Raw genomic sequence first — 16,728 nt, forward strand, 5'->3', positions numbered from 1 at the left:
TGATCATGGCGGTGACTATACAAATCTGATCCGCGATGAAAAGTGCTTATTTGTCGTCAAGGCGGGGCAGGGCCTGGTCGCGATTGGGCGGCGTCCTAATCTCATGCGTATGGAAAATGCATTGATCATCGGCGCCTCGGGCGGCATTGGCGCGGCGGTTGCGCTGGCACTGGAAAACCGCGGCATTGCGGTCACGCGCCTGTCGCGGCGTGGCGACGGGTTCGACGTGACCGATCCCGCCTCGGTCGATGCGCATCTTGGCGCGCTGGCGGGACCGTTCGATCTGATCTTTGTCGCAATCGGCATTCTGGCCCCGCAAGGCAGCAGCCCGGAAAAGGCGCTGGCAGCCATCGACGCAGGCACGATGGCGCAGGTCATGGCGGTCAATACCATCGGCCCCGCGCTGATCCTGCGGCATGTGCCGCGCCTTTTGGCCAAGGACGGTCCGGCCGTGACAGCCATCCTGTCCGCGCGGGTGGGGTCTATCGGCGATAACCAGATCGGCGGTTGGCACAGCTACCGCGCGTCCAAGGCAGCGCTGAACCAGATCATCCGGGGTGCCGCGATCGAATTGGGCCGGTCGCATAAACAGGCCGCCTGCGTGGCGCTGCACCCCGGCACGGTGGAAACGCCATTCACTGCCAATTACGCGGGCCGTCATAAGACCATGCCTGCATCCGAAGCGGCGGCGCATCTGCTGGCGGTGATCGATGGGCTAATGCCCGCACAGACAGGCCGGTTTTTCGATTATGCTGGCATCGAGGTGGCGTGGTGAGGCTGGTTCTGGTGCTAGGTGACCAGTTGTCGCCCAACCTGTCGGCCCTGCGCAAATGCGACAAGGCCAGCGATATCGTCGTCATGGCCGAGGTCGCAGACGAGGCGTCTTATGTCCCGCACCACCCCAAAAAGATCGCCTTTCTCTTCGCCGCGATGCGCAAATTCGCGGATTATCTGCGCCGCGATGGCTGGCAGGTCGCCTATACGCGGCTGGATGATCCCAACAACACCGGCACGATCACGGGCGAGCTGATCCGGCGCGCGAGCGAACACAAGGCGGCGGGTGTGGTCTATACCGAACCCGGCGAATGGCGGTTGATCGCGGCTTTGGGGGACATGCCGATCAAATCGCACAGCCTGCCCGATGATCGCTTTATCGCGTCGCACGCCGATTTCGACGCTTGGGCCGAGGGGCGCAAACAGTTGCGGATGGAATATTTCTACCGCGACATGCGCCGCAAGACCGGCCTTTTGATGGATGGTGACCAGCCCGCAGGCGGCAAGTGGAATTACGACCACGACAACCGCAAACCGGCCCCCGACAGCGTGGATTACGCAGGCCCGATGCAATTCACCCCCGACGACACCGTCGAGGAGGTGCTTGATCTGGTCGCGCGCCGTTTCGGCAATAATTTCGGCGATCTGCACCCGTTCTGGTTTGCCACCGACACCGGTCAAGCCCGCCAGCATCTGGCGCATTGGATCAAAGGGGGGCTGCCCAAGTTCGGCGATTATCAGGATGCGATGCTGAACGATCACAAGTTCCTTTATCACGGGATTGTCGGGCTTTATCTTAACGCCGGTCTGCTGGACCCGCTGGAGGTTTGTCAGGCTGCCGAGGCGGCCTATCGCGTGGGCGATGCACCGCTGAACGCGGTCGAAGGTTTCATCCGCCAGATCATCGGCTGGCGCGAATATGTGCGCGGTATCTATTTCCGCGAAGGGCCGGATTATGTGACCCGCAACGCGCTGGGCCACAGCCGCAAATTGCCCGCGATGTACTGGGGCGCACCGACCAAGATGAACTGCATCGCCAAAGCCGTGGGTCAGACCAGGACCGAGGCCTATGCCCACCACATCCAGCGCCTGATGGTCACCGGCAATTTCGCGCTGCTGGCGGGGCTCGCCCCCGCAGAGGTCCATGAATGGTATCTGGCCGTCTATGCCGATGCCTATGAATGGGTCGAGGCGCCCAATGTCATCGGGATGAGCCTGTTCGCCGATGACGGGATCATCGCGTCGAAACCCTATATTTCGTCAGGCAATTACATTCACAAGATGTCGGATTACTGCGGCACTTGCGCCTACCGCGTGCAGGACAAGACCGGCGCGGATGCCTGTCCGTTCAACCTGCTTTACTGGCATTTCCTCGACCGGCACCGCGACCGGTTCAAGGGCAATCCCCGGATGGGCAATATGTACAGGATCTGGGACAAGATGGACGCGGAACGTCGCGATCAGGTGCTGTCAGAGGCGGCGGATTTTCTGTCGCGGATGGACGACGGGCAACCCGTCTGAGCGTGAAAGGATCACTCGCCCGCTGTTTGTCCCACAAAGGCCCCGTCCGACCAGAGGCCGGTGGCCTCTTGCCCCGTGGCATAGCGCATCCTGCCTTGGCCTTCGCGGCGGCCACGCAGGAAATTGCCCTCGTATAAATCGCCATTGGCATAGGTTGCGATGCCATAGCCGCTGATCTCGCCATCCTGCCATGCGCCAGCATAGCTGAAGCCGTCGGGCAGGGTGATCTCGCCCTGTCCGCTGCGCTGGCCACCCACGAATTCGCCGACATAGATTGTGCCGTCGGCATAGGTTGCCCGGCCAATGCCGTTGCGCTGGCCTTCGGCCCATGCGCCTTCGTAGACATAGCCATCGCTATAGGTCATCTTGCCTTGGCCGTGGTTCTGGGCGTTCAGAAACCCGCCTTCATAGACCAGCCCATTGGCATAGGTCGCGACACCCTTGCCGCTGATCACACCGGCAACCCAATCGCCTTCATAGGTCGACCCGTCGGGATAGGTGATCTTGCCGGTCCCGTCGGCCCGATCATTGGCAAAGGTTCCGACATAAACAGACCCGTCGGGATAGGTGACCTCGCCCATGCCGGACATCTGGCCGCCGACCCAATCACCGACATAAACATAGCCATCCGCGCCACGGAACATGCCGGTGCCTTCGCGGCGGTCATTCACAAAGCCGCCTTCATAGCTGTCGCCATTGGCATAGGTGATGCGGCCCTGTCCTTCGCGGCGGCCCGCGATCAATGTGCCCTCATAGATATCGCCATTGGCTTGGGTCAGACTGCCTGTCCCCTCGATCTGGCCAGCGACCCAGTCACCGCTATAGACCAGCCCGTCCGCCATGGTCAGCGTGCCGGTCCCGTCGCGTTCACCCGCGCGCAAACTGCCTTCATAGAGCGCGCCATCGGGATAGGTGATGCGGCCGTCGCCCTCTTTGACGCCATTGACCCATGCGCCTTCGTAGATATAGCCGTCGGGGCTGGTCATGATCCCGTTCCCGTGATGCATCGCATTGCGGAATGCGCCTTGATAGACGACCCCATTGGCATAGGTCGCCACGCCATTGCCGGTGATGTTGCCATCGACCCAGTCACCCTCGAAAGTGCCGCCATCGGCAAAGGTGATCTTGCCCTGGCCTTCGGGCTTGCCCGCCACAAAGCTGCCTTCATAGACTGATCCGTTGGGAAAACGCGCAACACCCTGTCCGCGAATTTCGCCTGCGACCCATTCGCCGGTATATTCATAGCCATTGGGCAGCCGGTAGGTGCCGGTTCCGTCCTGCAACCCATCCACAAAGCTGCCTTCGTAGACGCCACCATCATCATATTGCTTGGTCTGGACGTCCTGCGCCTGCGCGCTGGCAGCTGATCCGGCCACCAAGAGGGCCAAGGCCATCCTGGCAGGTAAACCAAACATCTTCATCCGCGTCTCCGATCCCTCAGCTTGGCGCAGCTTAAAAGAGCCACGGGCAGGTGACAACGTGTAAGACCGCAACAGCGGCGAATGTCGCCATTGGTCTTTCCCCCGCGCTCTGTTGTGCTAGACGATTGTCAGGATATTGGGACAAAACTATGACACGCATCTTTCGCCTGACCATGGCGCAGCTTAATCCCACATTGGGTGATCTGGCCGGCAATGCGGCGCTGGCGGCAGAGGCATGGGCCGCAGGCAAAGCTGCGGGTGCCGATCTGGTGGTCTTGCCCGAAATGTTCCTGACCGGTTACCAAACGCAGGATCTGGTGCGCAAACCTGCCTTCTTGGCCGATGCCGCGATCCAGCTTGACGCGCTGGCGCAGACCTGCGCGGACGGTCCTGTGCTGGGGATCGGGCTGCCCATGGTCGAGGGTGACGGGCTCTACAATTGTTATGTCTATCTGGCCAGTGGCCGCATCACCGCGCGGTTCCGCAAGCATCTGCTGCCCAATTTCAACGTCTTCGACGAACGCCGCCTGTTCACAAGCGCCGATATCTCTGGCCCTGTCACGCTTGCGGGTGGTCCGCGGATCGGCACGCCCATCTGCGAGGATGCCTGGTCGCCCGATGTCTGCGAAACCATGGTCGAAAGCGGCGCGCAGATTTTGGTGGTCCCGAACGGGTCGCCCTATTTCCGCGCCAAATACCCGATCCGCATGCAGACCATGATCGCGCGGGTCGTGGAAAACGAGGTCCCGCTGGTCTATCTGAACATGATCGGCGGGCAGGATGACCAGATGTTCGACGGCGGGTCTTTCGTGCTGAACCGTGGTGGACAGCTGGCGGTGCAGCTGCCGGTCTATGATGCCGCGATCACCCATGTCGATTTTCAGGAAACCGCCGATGGCTGGGTCGCCCTTGATGGGCCCAAGGCGCTGTTGCCCGATGATCTGGAACAGGATTACCGCGCCATGGTCGAGGCTTTGCGCGACTATATGCGCAAGACCGGTTTCAGCAAGGTGCTGCTGGGCCTGTCGGGCGGTGTCGATTCCGCCATCGTCGCGGCCATCGCCGTTGATGCGCTGGGGGCCGATCAGGTGCGCTGCGTGATGCTGCCCTCGGAATATACCTCGCAGGCGTCGCTTGATGATGCGGCGGCGGCGGCGCAGGCGCTGGGCTGCCGCTATGACACGATCAACATCACTGGCCCGCGCGCCGCCGTGACCGAAGCGCTGGCGCCCCTGTTCGGCGACAGGCCCGCCGATCTGACCGAGGAAAACATCCAATCCCGCATCCGTGGCCTGCTCCTGATGGCGCAATCCAACAAATTCGGGGAAATGCTGCTGACCACCGGCAATAAATCCGAGGTCGCGGTCGGCTATGCCACGATCTATGGCGATATGGCGGGCGGCTATAACCCGATCAAGGATATGTATAAAACCCGTGTCTTTGAAACTTGCCGCTGGCGCAACGCCAATCACCGCGACTGGATGCAGGGCCCAGCCGGCGAAGTGATCCCTGTCGCGATCATCGACAAGCCGCCATCAGCCGAATTGCGCCCCGATCAAAAGGACGAAGACAGCCTGCCGCCCTATGACGTGCTGGACGGTATTCTTGCGCTGCTGGTGGATGGCGATGCCTCGGTCGCGGATTGCGTCGCGGCGGGCTATGACCGCGACATCGTCAAGCGGATCGAACATCTGATCTATATCAGCGAATACAAACGCTTTCAGGCCGCCCCCGGCCCGCGCCTGTCGGATCGCGCCTTTTGGCTGGACCGGCGGTATCCGATCGTCAACCGCTGGCGCGATCCAAGATGATCAGATCAGCTGATAGGAATGCGGCACGAAATGGAACCTGTCATCCGCGCGGGTGTCAATGAACCCAAGACCGGGGAAGGGCATGTGATAGCCGATCAGCGGGATACGGTCGGCAGCGGCCATGCCCATGATCCGACGACGGGTCGCGGCGGCGGCGGCTTTGTCCATGTCGAACCGGACCTCCCAATCGGGATAGGCCACGGACCAGACATAATGATTGGCGGTATCGGCCATCAGCAATAGCTGCGATCCACCGCTTTCCAGCATATAGCCCATATGGCCGGGGGTATGGCCAAAGGCCGCCATCGCGGTCACCCCACCGCGCACAGCATCGCCGTCACCGAGGAAGCTCATTTTTTCGGCCAGCGGACGGACCTTGGCGTCAAAGCCTTCGTTTCCGGCGGCGGCCCAATGGTCGAATTCCACCTGACCGGTGACATAGGCGGCATTGGCAAAGGTTTCGGCACCGGCCTCATCGGTCAGACCGCCGATATGATCGCCATGCATATGGGTGATGACGACATGGGTGATCTGATCGGGGCTGTAACCGGCACCGGCCAGCGCTGTGGTGATCCCGGCGGCATCATTGCCGGTGTCGAACAGGATGATCTCTGATCCGGTGTTCAGCACGGTTGGCGTGAAAAAGAATTGCGCCGCATCGGTGGGGATGAAGTTTTCCGCGCTGACCGCGGCAAAGGTATCAGCATCGACATTCATGCCGAAAATACCTTGCGGGTTCTCGACCCGGCGGCTGCCCGACAACAGGGTCGTCACCCGGAAATCACCCAAGGTGAAATCGCGGTGCGTGGGCAGCGTGGCGGTGGTGGCGGCCTGTGCCTGCACCAGCGACGGGGCAGAGGCGGCCAGCGGCAAAGCGGCCCCTGACAGCAGGGCCTGACGACGCGAAATCAGCATGACGATATCCTTCATTGGTTCAGATGCCATTGAACTAGCCCCCGCGCCCCTGCCAGCAACCAACGGTTTTGTGATCGCCCTGCCTTGCATGGACAAAACGCCCCCGACATGACAAAGCGTGCCGCAACAGGAGTATATCGCATGACCACGACAAGATTCGCCCCTTCCCCGACCGGCTGGCTGCATATCGGCAACCTGCGCGCGGCGTTGTTCAACTATGCGATTGCACGGCAGAACGGCGGCACCTTTGTGCTGCGGATCGACGATACCGATCCCGAGCGGTCCAAGGATGAATATGTCGAAGGCATCAAGGCCGATCTGACATGGCTGGGCCTGACATGGGACCGGATGGAATACCAGTCGCGCCGCATGGACCGTTATGCCGAGGCCAAGCAACGGCTGATCGACATGGGCCGGCTCTATGAATGTTTCGAGACGCCTGTGGAACTCGACCTCAAGCGCAAAAAGCAGCTGAACATGGGCAAGCCACCGGTCTATGACCGCGCGGCATTGGCGCTGTCCGAGGATGAAAAGACCGCCCTGCGCGCCGAACGCGGGTCGCATTGGCGGTTCAAGCTGGATCAGCAGCGCATCGAATGGGCGGATGGGATCATCGGGGATATTTCCATCGACGCGGCCTCGGTCAGTGATCCGGTCCTGTTCAAGAATGACGGGCAGATCCTTTATACTTTGGCATCCGTGGTCGATGACGTGGAAATGGGGATCACCGATATTGTGCGCGGGTCGGACCATGTGACCAATACCGCGACCCAGATCCAGATCATTCAGGCGCTGGGCGGCACCGTGCCCCGCTTTGCGCATCATTCCCTGCTGACCGGTCCCAAAGGCGAGGCGTTGTCGAAACGCCTTGGCACGCTGTCCTTGCGCGATCTGCGCGCCCAAGGCATCGCCCCGCAGGCGATCCTGTCGCTGATGGCGCGGCTGGGGTCGTCCGATCCGGTCGAATTGCGCGCCAATGTGGCCGAGGTGGTCGCCGGTTTCGATCTGTCGAAATTCGGATCTGCGCCCACAAAATTCGACGCCGAGGATCTTGGCCCGCTGACCGCGCGCCATCTTGCCACGCTGTCGGTGGATGACGTGGCCGATGTTCTGACATCGGCAGCCGTGCCTTCCGACCTGTGGGTGCCATTCTGGACGCTGGTGCGCGACAATATCACGACGCTGGATGATGTGGCGGGCTGGTGGGCAATGTTCCGCGACGGCGCGACCCCGCTGGTGGCGGATGAAGACCGCGATTTCATCGCCAAAGCCTTGTTCCTGCTCGATAACCCGCCCTATACGGCGGACACTTGGGCCAATTGGACAACGCTGGTCAAGGACGAGACTGGCCGCAAGGGCAAGGCCCTCTTCATGCCTTTGCGCAAGGCGGTCACGGGGCTGGAACGCGGGCCGGAAATGGCTGAGGTCATGCCATTGTTGCAGGTCAAGCCCAAGCTTTGACGTTATTCCCGCGCGCGCAGCACGCGTGCGGGTTTCGCCGCCAAGGGGCGCAAGGCAAAAGCCAGCCCCGCCAGCAGCGAGGCCATGATCCCGCCGCCGATGATCAGCAGGGCATTGGCCCAGATCACGGTATAGCTGGTGTCCATAATGAACGTGGCCACGGCCCAGCCGCCCAGAATCCCCGCACCAAGTGCGACCACCCCCGCCGCCAGCCCCAGAAGCGCCGACCGCAGCGCGAAACTGGCCAGGATACTGCGCCGCGACGCGCCCAGCGTTTTCAGCACGGCGGCTTCATAGGTGCGGGTGCGTTCGCCTGCCGCCGCCGCCCCGATCAGCACCAGAAACCCGGTGATCAACGTGATCAGCGCGCCATAGCGCGTCGCCGCCGACAGCCCGCCGACAAGGGCGATGACCTGATCAATCGCATCGCGTACGCGGATCGCGGTGATATTGGGATAGGCGCTGGCAAGGTCGCGCAGGATCGCGGCCTCGGCCTCTGGCGTGGCATAGACGGTGGAAATCCAGCTATGTGGCGCGCCTTGCAGCGCGGATTGGTTCATCGCCAGCACGAAACCGATGCCTGCATCTTCCCAGCTGACATTGCGAAAACTGGTGACCTCGCCGGTGATGTCGCGGCCAAGGATGTTCACGGTCATCGTATCGCCTAATTGCAGGCCGATTTCGGCGGCTTCCTCGGCCGCGAAACTGATCTGTGGCGGGCCGTCATAGCCTGCGGGCCACCATGCGCCTGCGGTAATCTCGGTTCCGGATGGCTGCGCATCGGCATAGGTCACACCGCGATCACCGCGCACGACCCAATGGCCGCCTGCGAATTCAGTGGCAGGGATGCCATTGATCTGGGTGATGATGCCGCGCAGCATGGGGGCGGTGTCATAGCGGCTGACGGCTTCGTCCTGATCCAGACGGTCGCGGAACCCAGCAATCTGGTCGGGCTGGATATCGACGAAGAAATAGCTTGGCGCCACCGCAGGCAGGTCATCGGCAAAGGCATTGCGCAGGTTGCCGTCGATCTGGCCCACGGCCGCCAGCACTGTCAGCCCCAAGCCAAGCGACAAGACAACAGAAGTGGATTCCCCCCCGCGCGCCCCGATCGACCCCAGCGCCATGCGCAGCGATGTGTTGCCCCGTGCCGCCAGTCGTGATTTTCGCGCGACCCAGCGGATCAGGGCGGCGGCAAGGATCAGGATCAGCAAAGATCCGGTGATCCCGCCTGCGGTCCAGAGCGTCAGGAAAATAGTGCCGGAGAACCAGACAGCCGCACCCACCAGCAGCGCCACCAGCCCTGCAATGACCGCCAGATAGGTCGCACGCGGCAGGGTGCGTGACGCGGCGAATGCATCGCGGAACAGGGTCGCGGCGCGGATATCCTCGGTCTTGGCTAGGGGCCAGAGGGTGAATATCAGCGCGGCCAGAACGCCGTAAACCGCCGCCTCGACCAAGGGGGCCGCATAGATGGTGAACACCGCTGGCACTGGCAAACGCGCCTCGATCAAGGGGGCGGCCAGCACCGGCAGCCCCGCACCGATGATCAAGCCCAGCGTCACGCCCGCCAGCGTCAGCACGCCGATCTGGATGAAATAGGTCAGAAAGATCGTGGAGCGCGTCGCCCCCAGCGTTTTCAGCGTGGCGATCACGCTGGTCTTGCCCGCCAGATAGGCGCGCACCGCCGCCGAGACACCGACACCGCCCACCGCCAAGCCCGAGAGCCCCACAAGGATCAGAAACGCCCCGATCCGGTCCACGAATTGTTCGGCCCCGCCTGCACCGCGCCTGCTGTCGCGCCAGCGCATCCCTGCGTCGCGGAATTGATCCTCTGCCTGTTGTTCCAATGCGGCCAGATCGGCGCCTTCGGGCAGGTCCAGCCGGTATTGGGTGGAAAACAGCGTGCCTTCGACGATCAGCCCGGAATTGGCCAGGCTTTCGGTCAGCACGATGCTGCGCGGGCCAAGGCCAAAGCCAGCCGAGGCATTGTCGGGATAGCGTTCAAGGATCGCGCGCAGGGTAAAGGTGGCCTCGCCCAGCCGGAAGCTATCGCCCGGCACCAGCCCCAGCCTGTCGGCCAGCACCCGTTCCATCACGCCGCCCTGACCCGCGAGCGCCTCGGCCAGCGGCATGTCGGGGGCCAGCTGCACCGCCCCGACCAAAGGATAGACATCATCGACCGCGCGGATCTGGGTCAGGCCACGTTCAACCGTGCCGTCGCGGTCCACCACAACCATTGACCGGAAATCGACGGTTTCGGAAATCCGGTCCGCGATCCTGTTCAGAAAGGCCAGTTCTTCGTCGCGGGCGAAACGATAGGTGAATTCTACCTCGGCATCGCCGCCCAGAAGGGCCGCGCCGTCGCGGGTCAGCCCCGCCTCGATCCCGGCGCGCACGGTGCCAACGGCGGCAATGGCTGCGACACCCAGCGCCAGACAGGCCAGAAACACGCGAAAACCGCGCAGCCCGCCGCGCAATTCGCGCAAGGCAAAACGGGACGCGATGCGCAGGCTCATTCGGCGGCCTTTGCCATGCTGTCGATCCGGCCATCGCGCAGGTTGACCACGCGGTCACAGCGCGCGGCAAGGTCATTGGCATGGGTTACCATGATCAGCGTCGCGCCATGCCGGTCGCGCAGATCAAACAGCATGTCGATGATCGCAGCGCCGTTCGTGGCATCAAGATTGCCGGTCGGTTCATCCGCCAGCAAGATCTTGGGGCGCGGCGCAGAGGCGCGCGCCAAGGCCACGCGCTGCTGTTCGCCGCCCGACATCTGGCTGGGGTAATGGGTGATCCGGTCGCCCAGACCCACGGCGCGCAATTCCGCCTCGGCCCGCGCAAAGGCATCGCGCACCCCCGCCAGTTCCAGCGGGGTCGCCACGTTTTCCAGCGCGGTCATCGTCGGGATCAGGTGGAAAGATTGGAACACCACCCCCATATTGTCCCTACGAAAGCGGGCCAGCTGGTCCTCGTTCATCGCGGTGAGGTCCTGGCCAAGCGCCATGATCCGCCCCGATGTCGCCTGTTCCAGCCCGCCCATCAGCATAAGGAGCGATGATTTGCCCGACCCGCTTGGCCCGACCAGCCCCAAGGTTTCCCCCTGCCTGACCGTCAATGAAATATCATGCAGGATATCCACCCGCCCCGCATTGCCGTCGAGCGACAGGTTGGCATCGGTGATGGTCAGAACGGGGTCGGTCATGGGCAAAGCCTTTGGTCGCGGGGTCAGTTCTGCATATGGGGTGATCCGTTGGCTGCGCAACATCGCCGGGGCGGTTTTGCTGACGATGACAGCAGCCTCGGCCGAAACGATGACGATTGCGGCGCTTGGGGACAGTTTGACCGCAGGCTATGGGTTGGAACAGGGGCAGGGATTCGTGCCGCAACTGGAACAATGGCTGCGTGATCAGGGGGCGGATGTGACGATCATCAACGCGGGCGTGTCAGGTGATACGACAGCAGGCGGGCTTGCGCGGGTGGGCTGGACCCTGACGCCGGATGTGGATGCGATGATCGTGGCCTTGGGGGGCAATGATTACCTGCGCGGGCTGGACCCCGCCGTCAGCCGCGCCAATCTGGACGGAATTCTTGCCGCAGGGCAGCAGGCCAATCTGCCGATGCTGCTGGTCGGGCTGGAGGTCGGCACCAATTACGGGCTCGCCTACAAGCGCGAATTCGAGGCGACTTATACCGATCTTGCCGCCCGCTATGATGTGCCGCTCTATCCTGACATGTTTGCGGGGATACGCGCGGAAAACAGCGATCTGCTGGCTTTCATGCAAAGTGACGGCATTCATCCCAGCGCTGCCGGTGTCGCGCTGATCGTGGCGGCCATCGGGCCAGCCGTTCTGGCGTTGATTGCGGATACGCCGCAATAATGGCCACCGGATGTCACCAGCCGGAGGCCTGATCGGGGGACGCGTGACCGCTGGCTTAATCGGCCAGTGTCAGGTTGACGGCGCTTTCACGCCCATCGCGGCTGGCTTCGATATCGAAATTCACCTTTTGGTTGTCTTTCAGACCGGTCAGGCCTGACCGTTCGACGGCAGAGATATGCACGAAAACATCCTTGGACCCGCCATCGGGTGCGATGAAACCATAGCCTTTGGTAGTGTTGAACCACTTGACAGTGCCTGAAGCCATGTCCTTGTCTTTCCTCTATTTTTTCCGCTCGCATTGTGCAGCGGACCGGCTCGGTCAAAGTAAGATCGAATGACTGGGCCGAAAGGAGACAGTGGTCGATTTATCAACGTCGCAAGGTCATGTTGCCATGATCTGCCGTAAAATCAACAAAATTTGGAAGCTGGGCCAATTGCGGCAGGCCCTTGCCGAAAAAAATGGCGCACGGAAACCGCGCGCCATTTCTAGATCGAGATCTTATGCGAGCGCGAGGTTGATCGCGGATTCGCGGCCATCACGGCCGGATTCGATGTCGAAAGTGACCTTCTGGTCATCTTTCAGGCCGGTCAGGCCGGAACGTTCCACGGCAGAGATGTGAACGAAAACGTCCTTGGATCCACCTTCAGGAGCGATAAAGCCGAAGCCTTTAGTTGCGTTGAACCACTTTACGGTGCCATTGGCCATCGTATTATTCCTTTTTGATGCTGCCCGCGAGATTGCGGCAGCGCGGCTTAGTCAGAACTTGATCGAGTGACTGTGGCCGAAAGGAGAACAGTGGGTCGAAAAGAATAACGTTTGCAGCCCCTACATGGGGCTTGCACCGCAATAAAGCAAGGGAAACTTTGAAAGCAGGCGGTTTGCGCGGCGCGGCATCGGGGTGGCGCCGCGCAATCCGGCAGGCTTAGCGCACGAATTTCTTGTGCTTCATCCGCTTGGGTTCCAGCGCGTCAGCGCCCAGACGGGCCTTTTTGTCTTCCTCGTAATCGGTGAACCCGCCTTGGAACCATTCGACATGCGCATCGCCTTCAAAGGCCAGGATATGCGTGCAGATCCGGTCAAGGAAGAAACGGTCGTGCGAAATGACCACGGCGCAGCCCGCGAAATCGACCAGCGCATCTTCGAGCGCGCGCAGGGTTTCAACGTCCAGATCGTTGGTCGGCTCGTCCAACAGCAAGACATTGCCGCCGGATTTCAAGAGCTTGGCCATATGCACGCGGTTACGTTCCCCGCCCGACAACAGGCCGACCTTTTTCTGCTGGTCGCCGCCTTTGAAGTTGAAGGCAGAGCAATAGGCGCGGCTGTTCATCTGCGCATCGCCCAGCATGATGATTTCCGCGCCACCGGTGATTTCTTCCCAGACGGTGGCATCGGGGGCCAGCGCGTCGCGGGATTGGTCGACATAGGATAGTTTCACGGTGTCGCCATAGGTGACAGAGCCTTCATCGGGCTGGGCCTGACCGGTCAGCATCGAAAACAGCGTGGATTTACCTGCACCGTTCGGCCCGATCACGCCGACAATGCCGCCCGGCGGCAGATCGAATGTCAGATCCTCGATCAACAGCTTGTCGCCCATCGCCTTTTTCAGGCCCTCGACCTCGATCACCTTGTTGCCCAGACGGGGACCGTTGGGGATGATGATCTGCGCGCGGCCCATCTTTTCGCGTTCGGATTGGTTGGCCAGATCGTTATAGGCGCTGATCCGCGCCTTGGATTTGGCCTGCCGTGCCTTGGCGCCTTGGCGCATCCATTCCAATTCGCGTTCCAGCGTGCGCTGTTTGGATTTGTCTTCCTTGGCTTCGCGTTCCAGCCGCTTGGCCTTGGCTTCCAGCCAGCTGGAATAATTGCCTTCATGCGGGATGCCCGACCCACGGTCGAGTTCCAGAATCCAGCCTGTGATCGCATCAAGGAAATAGCGGTCATGCGTGACGATCAGGATCGTGCCTTTATACTCGATCAGATGCTGTTGCAGCCAGGCGATGGTTTCGGCGTCCAGATGGTTGGTCGGTTCGTCCAAGAGCAGCATGTCGGGCGCTTCGAGCAGCAGTTTGCACAAAGCGACACGGCGCTTTTCACCGCCTGAAAGGGTGGTCACATCGGCATCATCGGGGGGGCAGCGCAAAGCCTCCATCGAAATGTCGATCTGCGCATCCAGATCCCACAGGTTCTGCGCGTCGATTTCATCCTGAAGCGCGGCCATTTCATCGGCGGTTTCTTCGGAATAATTCATCGCCACTTCGTTGTAGCGATCCAGAATGGCCTTTTTGCCCGCCACACCCAGCATGACGTTTTCACGCACGGTCAGCGCGGGGTCGAGTTCGGGTTCCTGCGGCAGATAGCCGACGCGCGCGCCTTCGGCGGCCCAAGCCTCGCCTGCGAAATCCTTGTCCTGTCCGGCCATGATCCGCATCAGCGTGGATTTACCCGTGCCGTTGACGCCGACGACGCCGATTTTCACACCGGGCAAAAAGTTCAGGCGGATGTTCTCGAACACCTTTTTGCCGCCGGGATATGTCTTGGACACGCCGTCCATGAAATAGACGAATTGATAGGCTGCCATTGGCGCTGCTCCGCTGTTCTGATCAGGATCAGCCCTGTCGATAACGCAAGCCCGCGCGGGGGGCAATCGGTGATGCAGGCCCAAGCTGGCGCGACCATGCCCGGCATGTTTGATCCCGCAATCGCCATTATGCAGTCGATCTGATTAGTTTTGCGCCCATGCGGCAGACACTTTTCCCAAAATTGCGCAACCCTGCCGTTTTTTCGCCAAAAATGCGCAATCTTCCCTATGGTTGTGGAAGGCAGGCACCCGAACCTGCCCATGCGACGCCTGTGCCGCAGGCGATACAGCAACATTAACCAACGGGGTATCACCATGGAGAAAACCACCTTCATCGTCGGCCTTGACGGGTCCGAGACGGGCGCGCGCGCGCTTGCCTTCGCCAAGGACCGCGCCACGGCCATCGGCGGTTGTGCCATTGTCATCTGCTATGTGATCGAATGGTCGCCATTCACCTTTCAGACAGCCGAGGAAAACCGCGAGCGGCACAAGCGCCGCGAGGCCGAGATCGCCATGGCGCATGAACGCGTGCTTGATCCGGCGCTGACCATGTCCAAGGCCGAAGGCTTTGACATGGAAGGGATCGTGCGCCATGGCGACGCGGCCGAGATCCTTGACACTCTGGCCCGCGATCACGGGGCCAAGCAGATCATCGTCGGGCGCATCGGCGCGCGCGGGCTGAAATCGCGGCTGTTCGGCGGTGTCGCGGCCCGGTTGGCCGCCACGGCCAGCGTGCCGGTCACGATCATTCCATGAAAGGGTCCATCATGCATAGATTTCATCACATCATGGCCACGCTCTTTGCCTGTCTGCTGCCCGGACTGGCCAGCGCGCAACAGAATCTCAGCCTTGACGAGCGGATCAACACATTGTTTGCCGATTATACCGGCTGGTATGTCGGCTTTATCTTTGCGCCGCTGCCCGGCACGAGCTTTTCATGGATCGCTTTGTGGCTGGTCGTGGGGGCGGTCGTGTTCACCGTCTATTTCGGCGCGATCCAGTTCAGCGGCTTTGCCCATTCGATCCGGCTGGTGAAAGGCGATTATTCCGATCCCAATGACGCGGGCGAGGTCAGCCATTTCCAGGCGCTTGCCACGGCGCTGTCGGGGACGGTCGGCCTTGGCAATATCGCAGGCGTCGCTGTCGCGGTCAGTATCGGCGGAGCCGGGGCCACGTTCTGGATGATCGTGGCGGGGCTGTTCGGGATGGCCACGAAATTCACCGAATGCACCTTGGGCGTCAAATACCGCAACGAATATCCCGATGGCAGCGTGTCCGGCGGGCCGATGTATTACATGGTCAAAGGTTTTCAGGAACGCGGCCTGCCTTTGGGTGGCGCGATGGCGGTGCTGTTTTCGGTGTTTACCATTCTGGGCGCTTTGGGTGGCGGCAATATGTTTCAGGCCAATCAGGCCCATGCGCAGATTTCAACCGTGGTCGGGGATTATCCGGGCTGGATCACCGGGGTTGCGCTGGCATTGCTGACCTTTGCGGTGATCGCGGGTGGCCTGAAATCCATCGCACGGGTCACCGAAAAGATCGTGCCCTTCATGGGGATTTTCTATGTGCTGGTCTCGGTGATGATCCTGCTGATCAACTATGACCAGATCCTCTGGGCCTTTGGCCAGATCATCGAGGGTGCCTTTACCGGGCTTGGTGTCGTCGGTGGTTTCACCGGCGCGCTGATCCAGGGCTTTCGGCGCGCGGCCTTTTCGAACGAGGCTGGCATCGGGTCTGCCGCCATCGCCCATTCGGCGGTGCGCACCAAGGAACCCGTGACCGAAGGCTATGTCGCATTGCTGGAACCTTTCATCGACACGGTGGTGATCTGCACCATGACCGCGCTGGTGATCGTGATCAGCGGCGTGCTGGCACAAGACCCCGCAACGGGCCTTTATATCTGGAGCGCCGAATTGGGCCGGATCACCACCGCAGGCGATGTCGGCGGCGTGGCGCTGACCTCGGCGGCCTATGCGACCGCGTTTTCGTGGTTTCCGGTGCTGTTGATGGTGGCCGTGGTGTTGTTCGCCTTTTCCACGATGATCAGCTGGTCCTATTACGGGCTGAAGGCCTGGACCTATCTGTTCGGCGAAGGGGCGGTGAAGGAGCTGATCTTCAAGATCATCTTTTGCCTCTTCATCGTGATCGGGGCTGCCGCCAGCCTTGGGCCGGTGATCGATTTTTCCGATGCCATGCTGTTTTCCATGGCGATCGTGAATATCATCGCGCTCTATTTCCTGATGCCGATCGTCAAGCGTGAATTGCACAGCTATCGCAGCCGGCTAGCCTCGGGCGAGATCGCCAAACAGCCCAAATAAACGCAAAAGGCCCCGCCAATTGGCGGGGCCTTTCACCAAGTTCAGAC

At 61.4% G+C, this 16,728-nt stretch carries 14 protein-coding genes; 7 read left to right on the forward strand and 7 right to left on the reverse strand.

The annotated features are described in order from the left end of the window. Positions 1-109: 109 nt before the first annotated feature. Positions 110-775: an SDR family oxidoreductase gene (locus tag LOKVESSMR4R_RS02840; RefSeq protein ID WP_087206215.1), complete on the forward strand. Its 666-nt coding sequence runs from the start codon at positions 110-112 to the stop codon at positions 773-775. Beyond that, complete coding sequence (locus tag LOKVESSMR4R_RS02845) at positions 772-2,295, forward strand: cryptochrome/photolyase family protein (RefSeq protein ID WP_204248710.1); 1,524 nt, start codon at positions 772-774, stop codon at positions 2,293-2,295. Before LOKVESSMR4R_RS02840 ends, LOKVESSMR4R_RS02845 begins: the two co-directional genes overlap by 4 nt. 11 nt (positions 2,296-2,306) lie before the next feature. Here the strand turns inward: LOKVESSMR4R_RS02845 and LOKVESSMR4R_RS02850 are convergent, their stop codons facing one another. Further along, positions 2,307-3,716: an MORN repeat-containing protein gene (locus LOKVESSMR4R_RS02850; RefSeq protein ID WP_237331888.1), complete on the reverse strand. Its 1,410-nt coding sequence runs from the start codon at positions 3,714-3,716 to the stop codon at positions 2,307-2,309. Between the two features lie 149 nt (positions 3,717-3,865). Between LOKVESSMR4R_RS02850 and LOKVESSMR4R_RS02855 the strand changes: the two genes are divergently transcribed. Further along, positions 3,866-5,527: an NAD+ synthase gene (locus tag LOKVESSMR4R_RS02855; protein WP_087206218.1), complete on the forward strand. Its 1,662-nt coding sequence runs from the start codon at positions 3,866-3,868 to the stop codon at positions 5,525-5,527. Here the strand turns inward: LOKVESSMR4R_RS02855 and LOKVESSMR4R_RS02860 are convergent, their stop codons facing one another. Continuing rightward, positions 5,528-6,472: an MBL fold metallo-hydrolase gene (locus tag LOKVESSMR4R_RS02860; protein ID WP_237331889.1), complete on the reverse strand. Its 945-nt coding sequence runs from the start codon at positions 6,470-6,472 to the stop codon at positions 5,528-5,530. Between the two features lie 111 nt (positions 6,473-6,583). Here LOKVESSMR4R_RS02860 and gltX point away from each other — a divergent pair, with 111 nt between their 5' ends. Further along, positions 6,584-7,903 carry a glutamate--tRNA ligase gene (gene gltX, locus LOKVESSMR4R_RS02865; protein WP_087206219.1) on the forward strand — a complete coding sequence of 440 codons (1,320 nt, stop codon included), beginning with the start codon at positions 6,584-6,586 and terminating at the stop codon, positions 7,901-7,903. Positions 7,904-7,905: 2 nt separating this feature from the next. Here gltX and LOKVESSMR4R_RS02870 read toward each other — a convergent pair whose 3' ends face one another. Next, on the reverse strand, positions 7,906-10,422 hold the full coding sequence (locus LOKVESSMR4R_RS02870) for an ABC transporter permease (protein ID WP_087206220.1): 2,517 nt from the start codon (positions 10,420-10,422) through the stop codon (positions 7,906-7,908). Beyond that, on the reverse strand, positions 10,419-11,108 hold the full coding sequence (locus tag LOKVESSMR4R_RS02875; RefSeq protein WP_087206221.1) for an ABC transporter ATP-binding protein: 690 nt from the start codon (positions 11,106-11,108) through the stop codon (positions 10,419-10,421). Before LOKVESSMR4R_RS02875 ends, LOKVESSMR4R_RS02870 begins: the two co-directional genes overlap by 4 nt. On the opposite strand from LOKVESSMR4R_RS02875, the gene LOKVESSMR4R_RS02880 reads away from it, so the two are divergent. Further along, complete coding sequence (locus tag LOKVESSMR4R_RS02880; protein ID WP_087206222.1) at positions 11,107-11,784, forward strand: arylesterase; 678 nt, start codon at positions 11,107-11,109, stop codon at positions 11,782-11,784. The two genes, LOKVESSMR4R_RS02875 and LOKVESSMR4R_RS02880, sit on opposite strands and share 2 nt — an antisense overlap. A gap of 55 nt (positions 11,785-11,839) precedes the next feature. Here LOKVESSMR4R_RS02880 and LOKVESSMR4R_RS02885 read toward each other — a convergent pair whose 3' ends face one another. The 3 genes from LOKVESSMR4R_RS02885 to ettA form a co-directional block, all read right to left on the reverse strand. After that, positions 11,840-12,049, reverse strand: coding sequence for a cold-shock protein (locus tag LOKVESSMR4R_RS02885; protein ID WP_026352368.1), 210 nt, complete (start codon positions 12,047-12,049; stop codon positions 11,840-11,842). A 234-nt stretch (positions 12,050-12,283) separates the two neighbouring features. Further along, the gene (locus LOKVESSMR4R_RS02890) at positions 12,284-12,490 is read right to left on the reverse strand and encodes a cold-shock protein (protein ID WP_007205742.1); all 207 of its coding nucleotides are present in this window, start codon (positions 12,488-12,490) and stop codon (positions 12,284-12,286) included. Between the two features lie 217 nt (positions 12,491-12,707). Continuing rightward, on the reverse strand, positions 12,708-14,363 hold the full coding sequence (gene ettA / locus LOKVESSMR4R_RS02895; RefSeq protein WP_087206223.1) for an energy-dependent translational throttle protein EttA: 1,656 nt from the start codon (positions 14,361-14,363) through the stop codon (positions 12,708-12,710). A gap of 315 nt (positions 14,364-14,678) precedes the next feature. Between ettA and LOKVESSMR4R_RS02900 the strand changes: the two genes are divergently transcribed. After that, entirely contained in the window at positions 14,679-15,119 is a 441-nt protein-coding gene (locus LOKVESSMR4R_RS02900) for a universal stress protein (RefSeq protein ID WP_087206224.1), read from the forward strand. Between the two features lie 11 nt (positions 15,120-15,130). Next, the gene (locus tag LOKVESSMR4R_RS02905; RefSeq protein ID WP_420645900.1) at positions 15,131-16,681 is read left to right on the forward strand and encodes an alanine/glycine:cation symporter family protein; all 1,551 of its coding nucleotides are present in this window, start codon (positions 15,131-15,133) and stop codon (positions 16,679-16,681) included. Positions 16,682-16,728: the final 47 nt, after the last annotated feature.

The sequence above is a fragment of the Yoonia vestfoldensis genome, assembly GCF_002158905.1.
GTDB lineage: Bacteria > Pseudomonadota > Alphaproteobacteria > Rhodobacterales > Rhodobacteraceae > Yoonia > Yoonia vestfoldensis_B.

Coding starts and splice junctions, on each gene's coding strand:
- LOKVESSMR4R_RS02840 (WP_087206215.1), top strand. CDS start 110: ATGGAAAATGCATTGATCATCGGCGCCTCGGGCGGCATTGGCGCGGCG.
- LOKVESSMR4R_RS02850 (WP_237331888.1), bottom strand. CDS start 3,716: ATGAAGATGTTTGGTTTACCTGCCAGGATGGCCTTGGCCCTCTTGGTG.
- LOKVESSMR4R_RS02855 (WP_087206218.1), top strand. CDS start 3,866: ATGACACGCATCTTTCGCCTGACCATGGCGCAGCTTAATCCCACATTG.
- LOKVESSMR4R_RS02860 (WP_237331889.1), bottom strand. CDS start 6,472: ATGGCATCTGAACCAATGAAGGATATCGTCATGCTGATTTCGCGTCGT.
- gltX (WP_087206219.1), top strand. CDS start 6,584: ATGACCACGACAAGATTCGCCCCTTCCCCGACCGGCTGGCTGCATATC.
- LOKVESSMR4R_RS02870 (WP_087206220.1), bottom strand. CDS start 10,422: ATGAGCCTGCGCATCGCGTCCCGTTTTGCCTTGCGCGAATTGCGCGGC.
- LOKVESSMR4R_RS02880 (WP_087206222.1), top strand. CDS start 11,107: ATGGGCAAAGCCTTTGGTCGCGGGGTCAGTTCTGCATATGGGGTGATC.
- LOKVESSMR4R_RS02875 (WP_087206221.1), bottom strand. CDS start 11,108: ATGACCGACCCCGTTCTGACCATCACCGATGCCAACCTGTCGCTCGAC.
- LOKVESSMR4R_RS02885 (WP_026352368.1), bottom strand. CDS start 12,049: ATGGCTTCAGGCACTGTCAAGTGGTTCAACACTACCAAAGGCTATGGT.
- LOKVESSMR4R_RS02890 (WP_007205742.1), bottom strand. CDS start 12,490: ATGGCCAATGGCACCGTAAAGTGGTTCAACGCAACTAAAGGCTTCGGC.
- ettA (WP_087206223.1), bottom strand. CDS start 14,363: ATGGCAGCCTATCAATTCGTCTATTTCATGGACGGCGTGTCCAAGACA.
- LOKVESSMR4R_RS02900 (WP_087206224.1), top strand. CDS start 14,679: ATGGAGAAAACCACCTTCATCGTCGGCCTTGACGGGTCCGAGACGGGC.
- LOKVESSMR4R_RS02905 (WP_420645900.1), top strand. CDS start 15,131: ATGCATAGATTTCATCACATCATGGCCACGCTCTTTGCCTGTCTGCTG.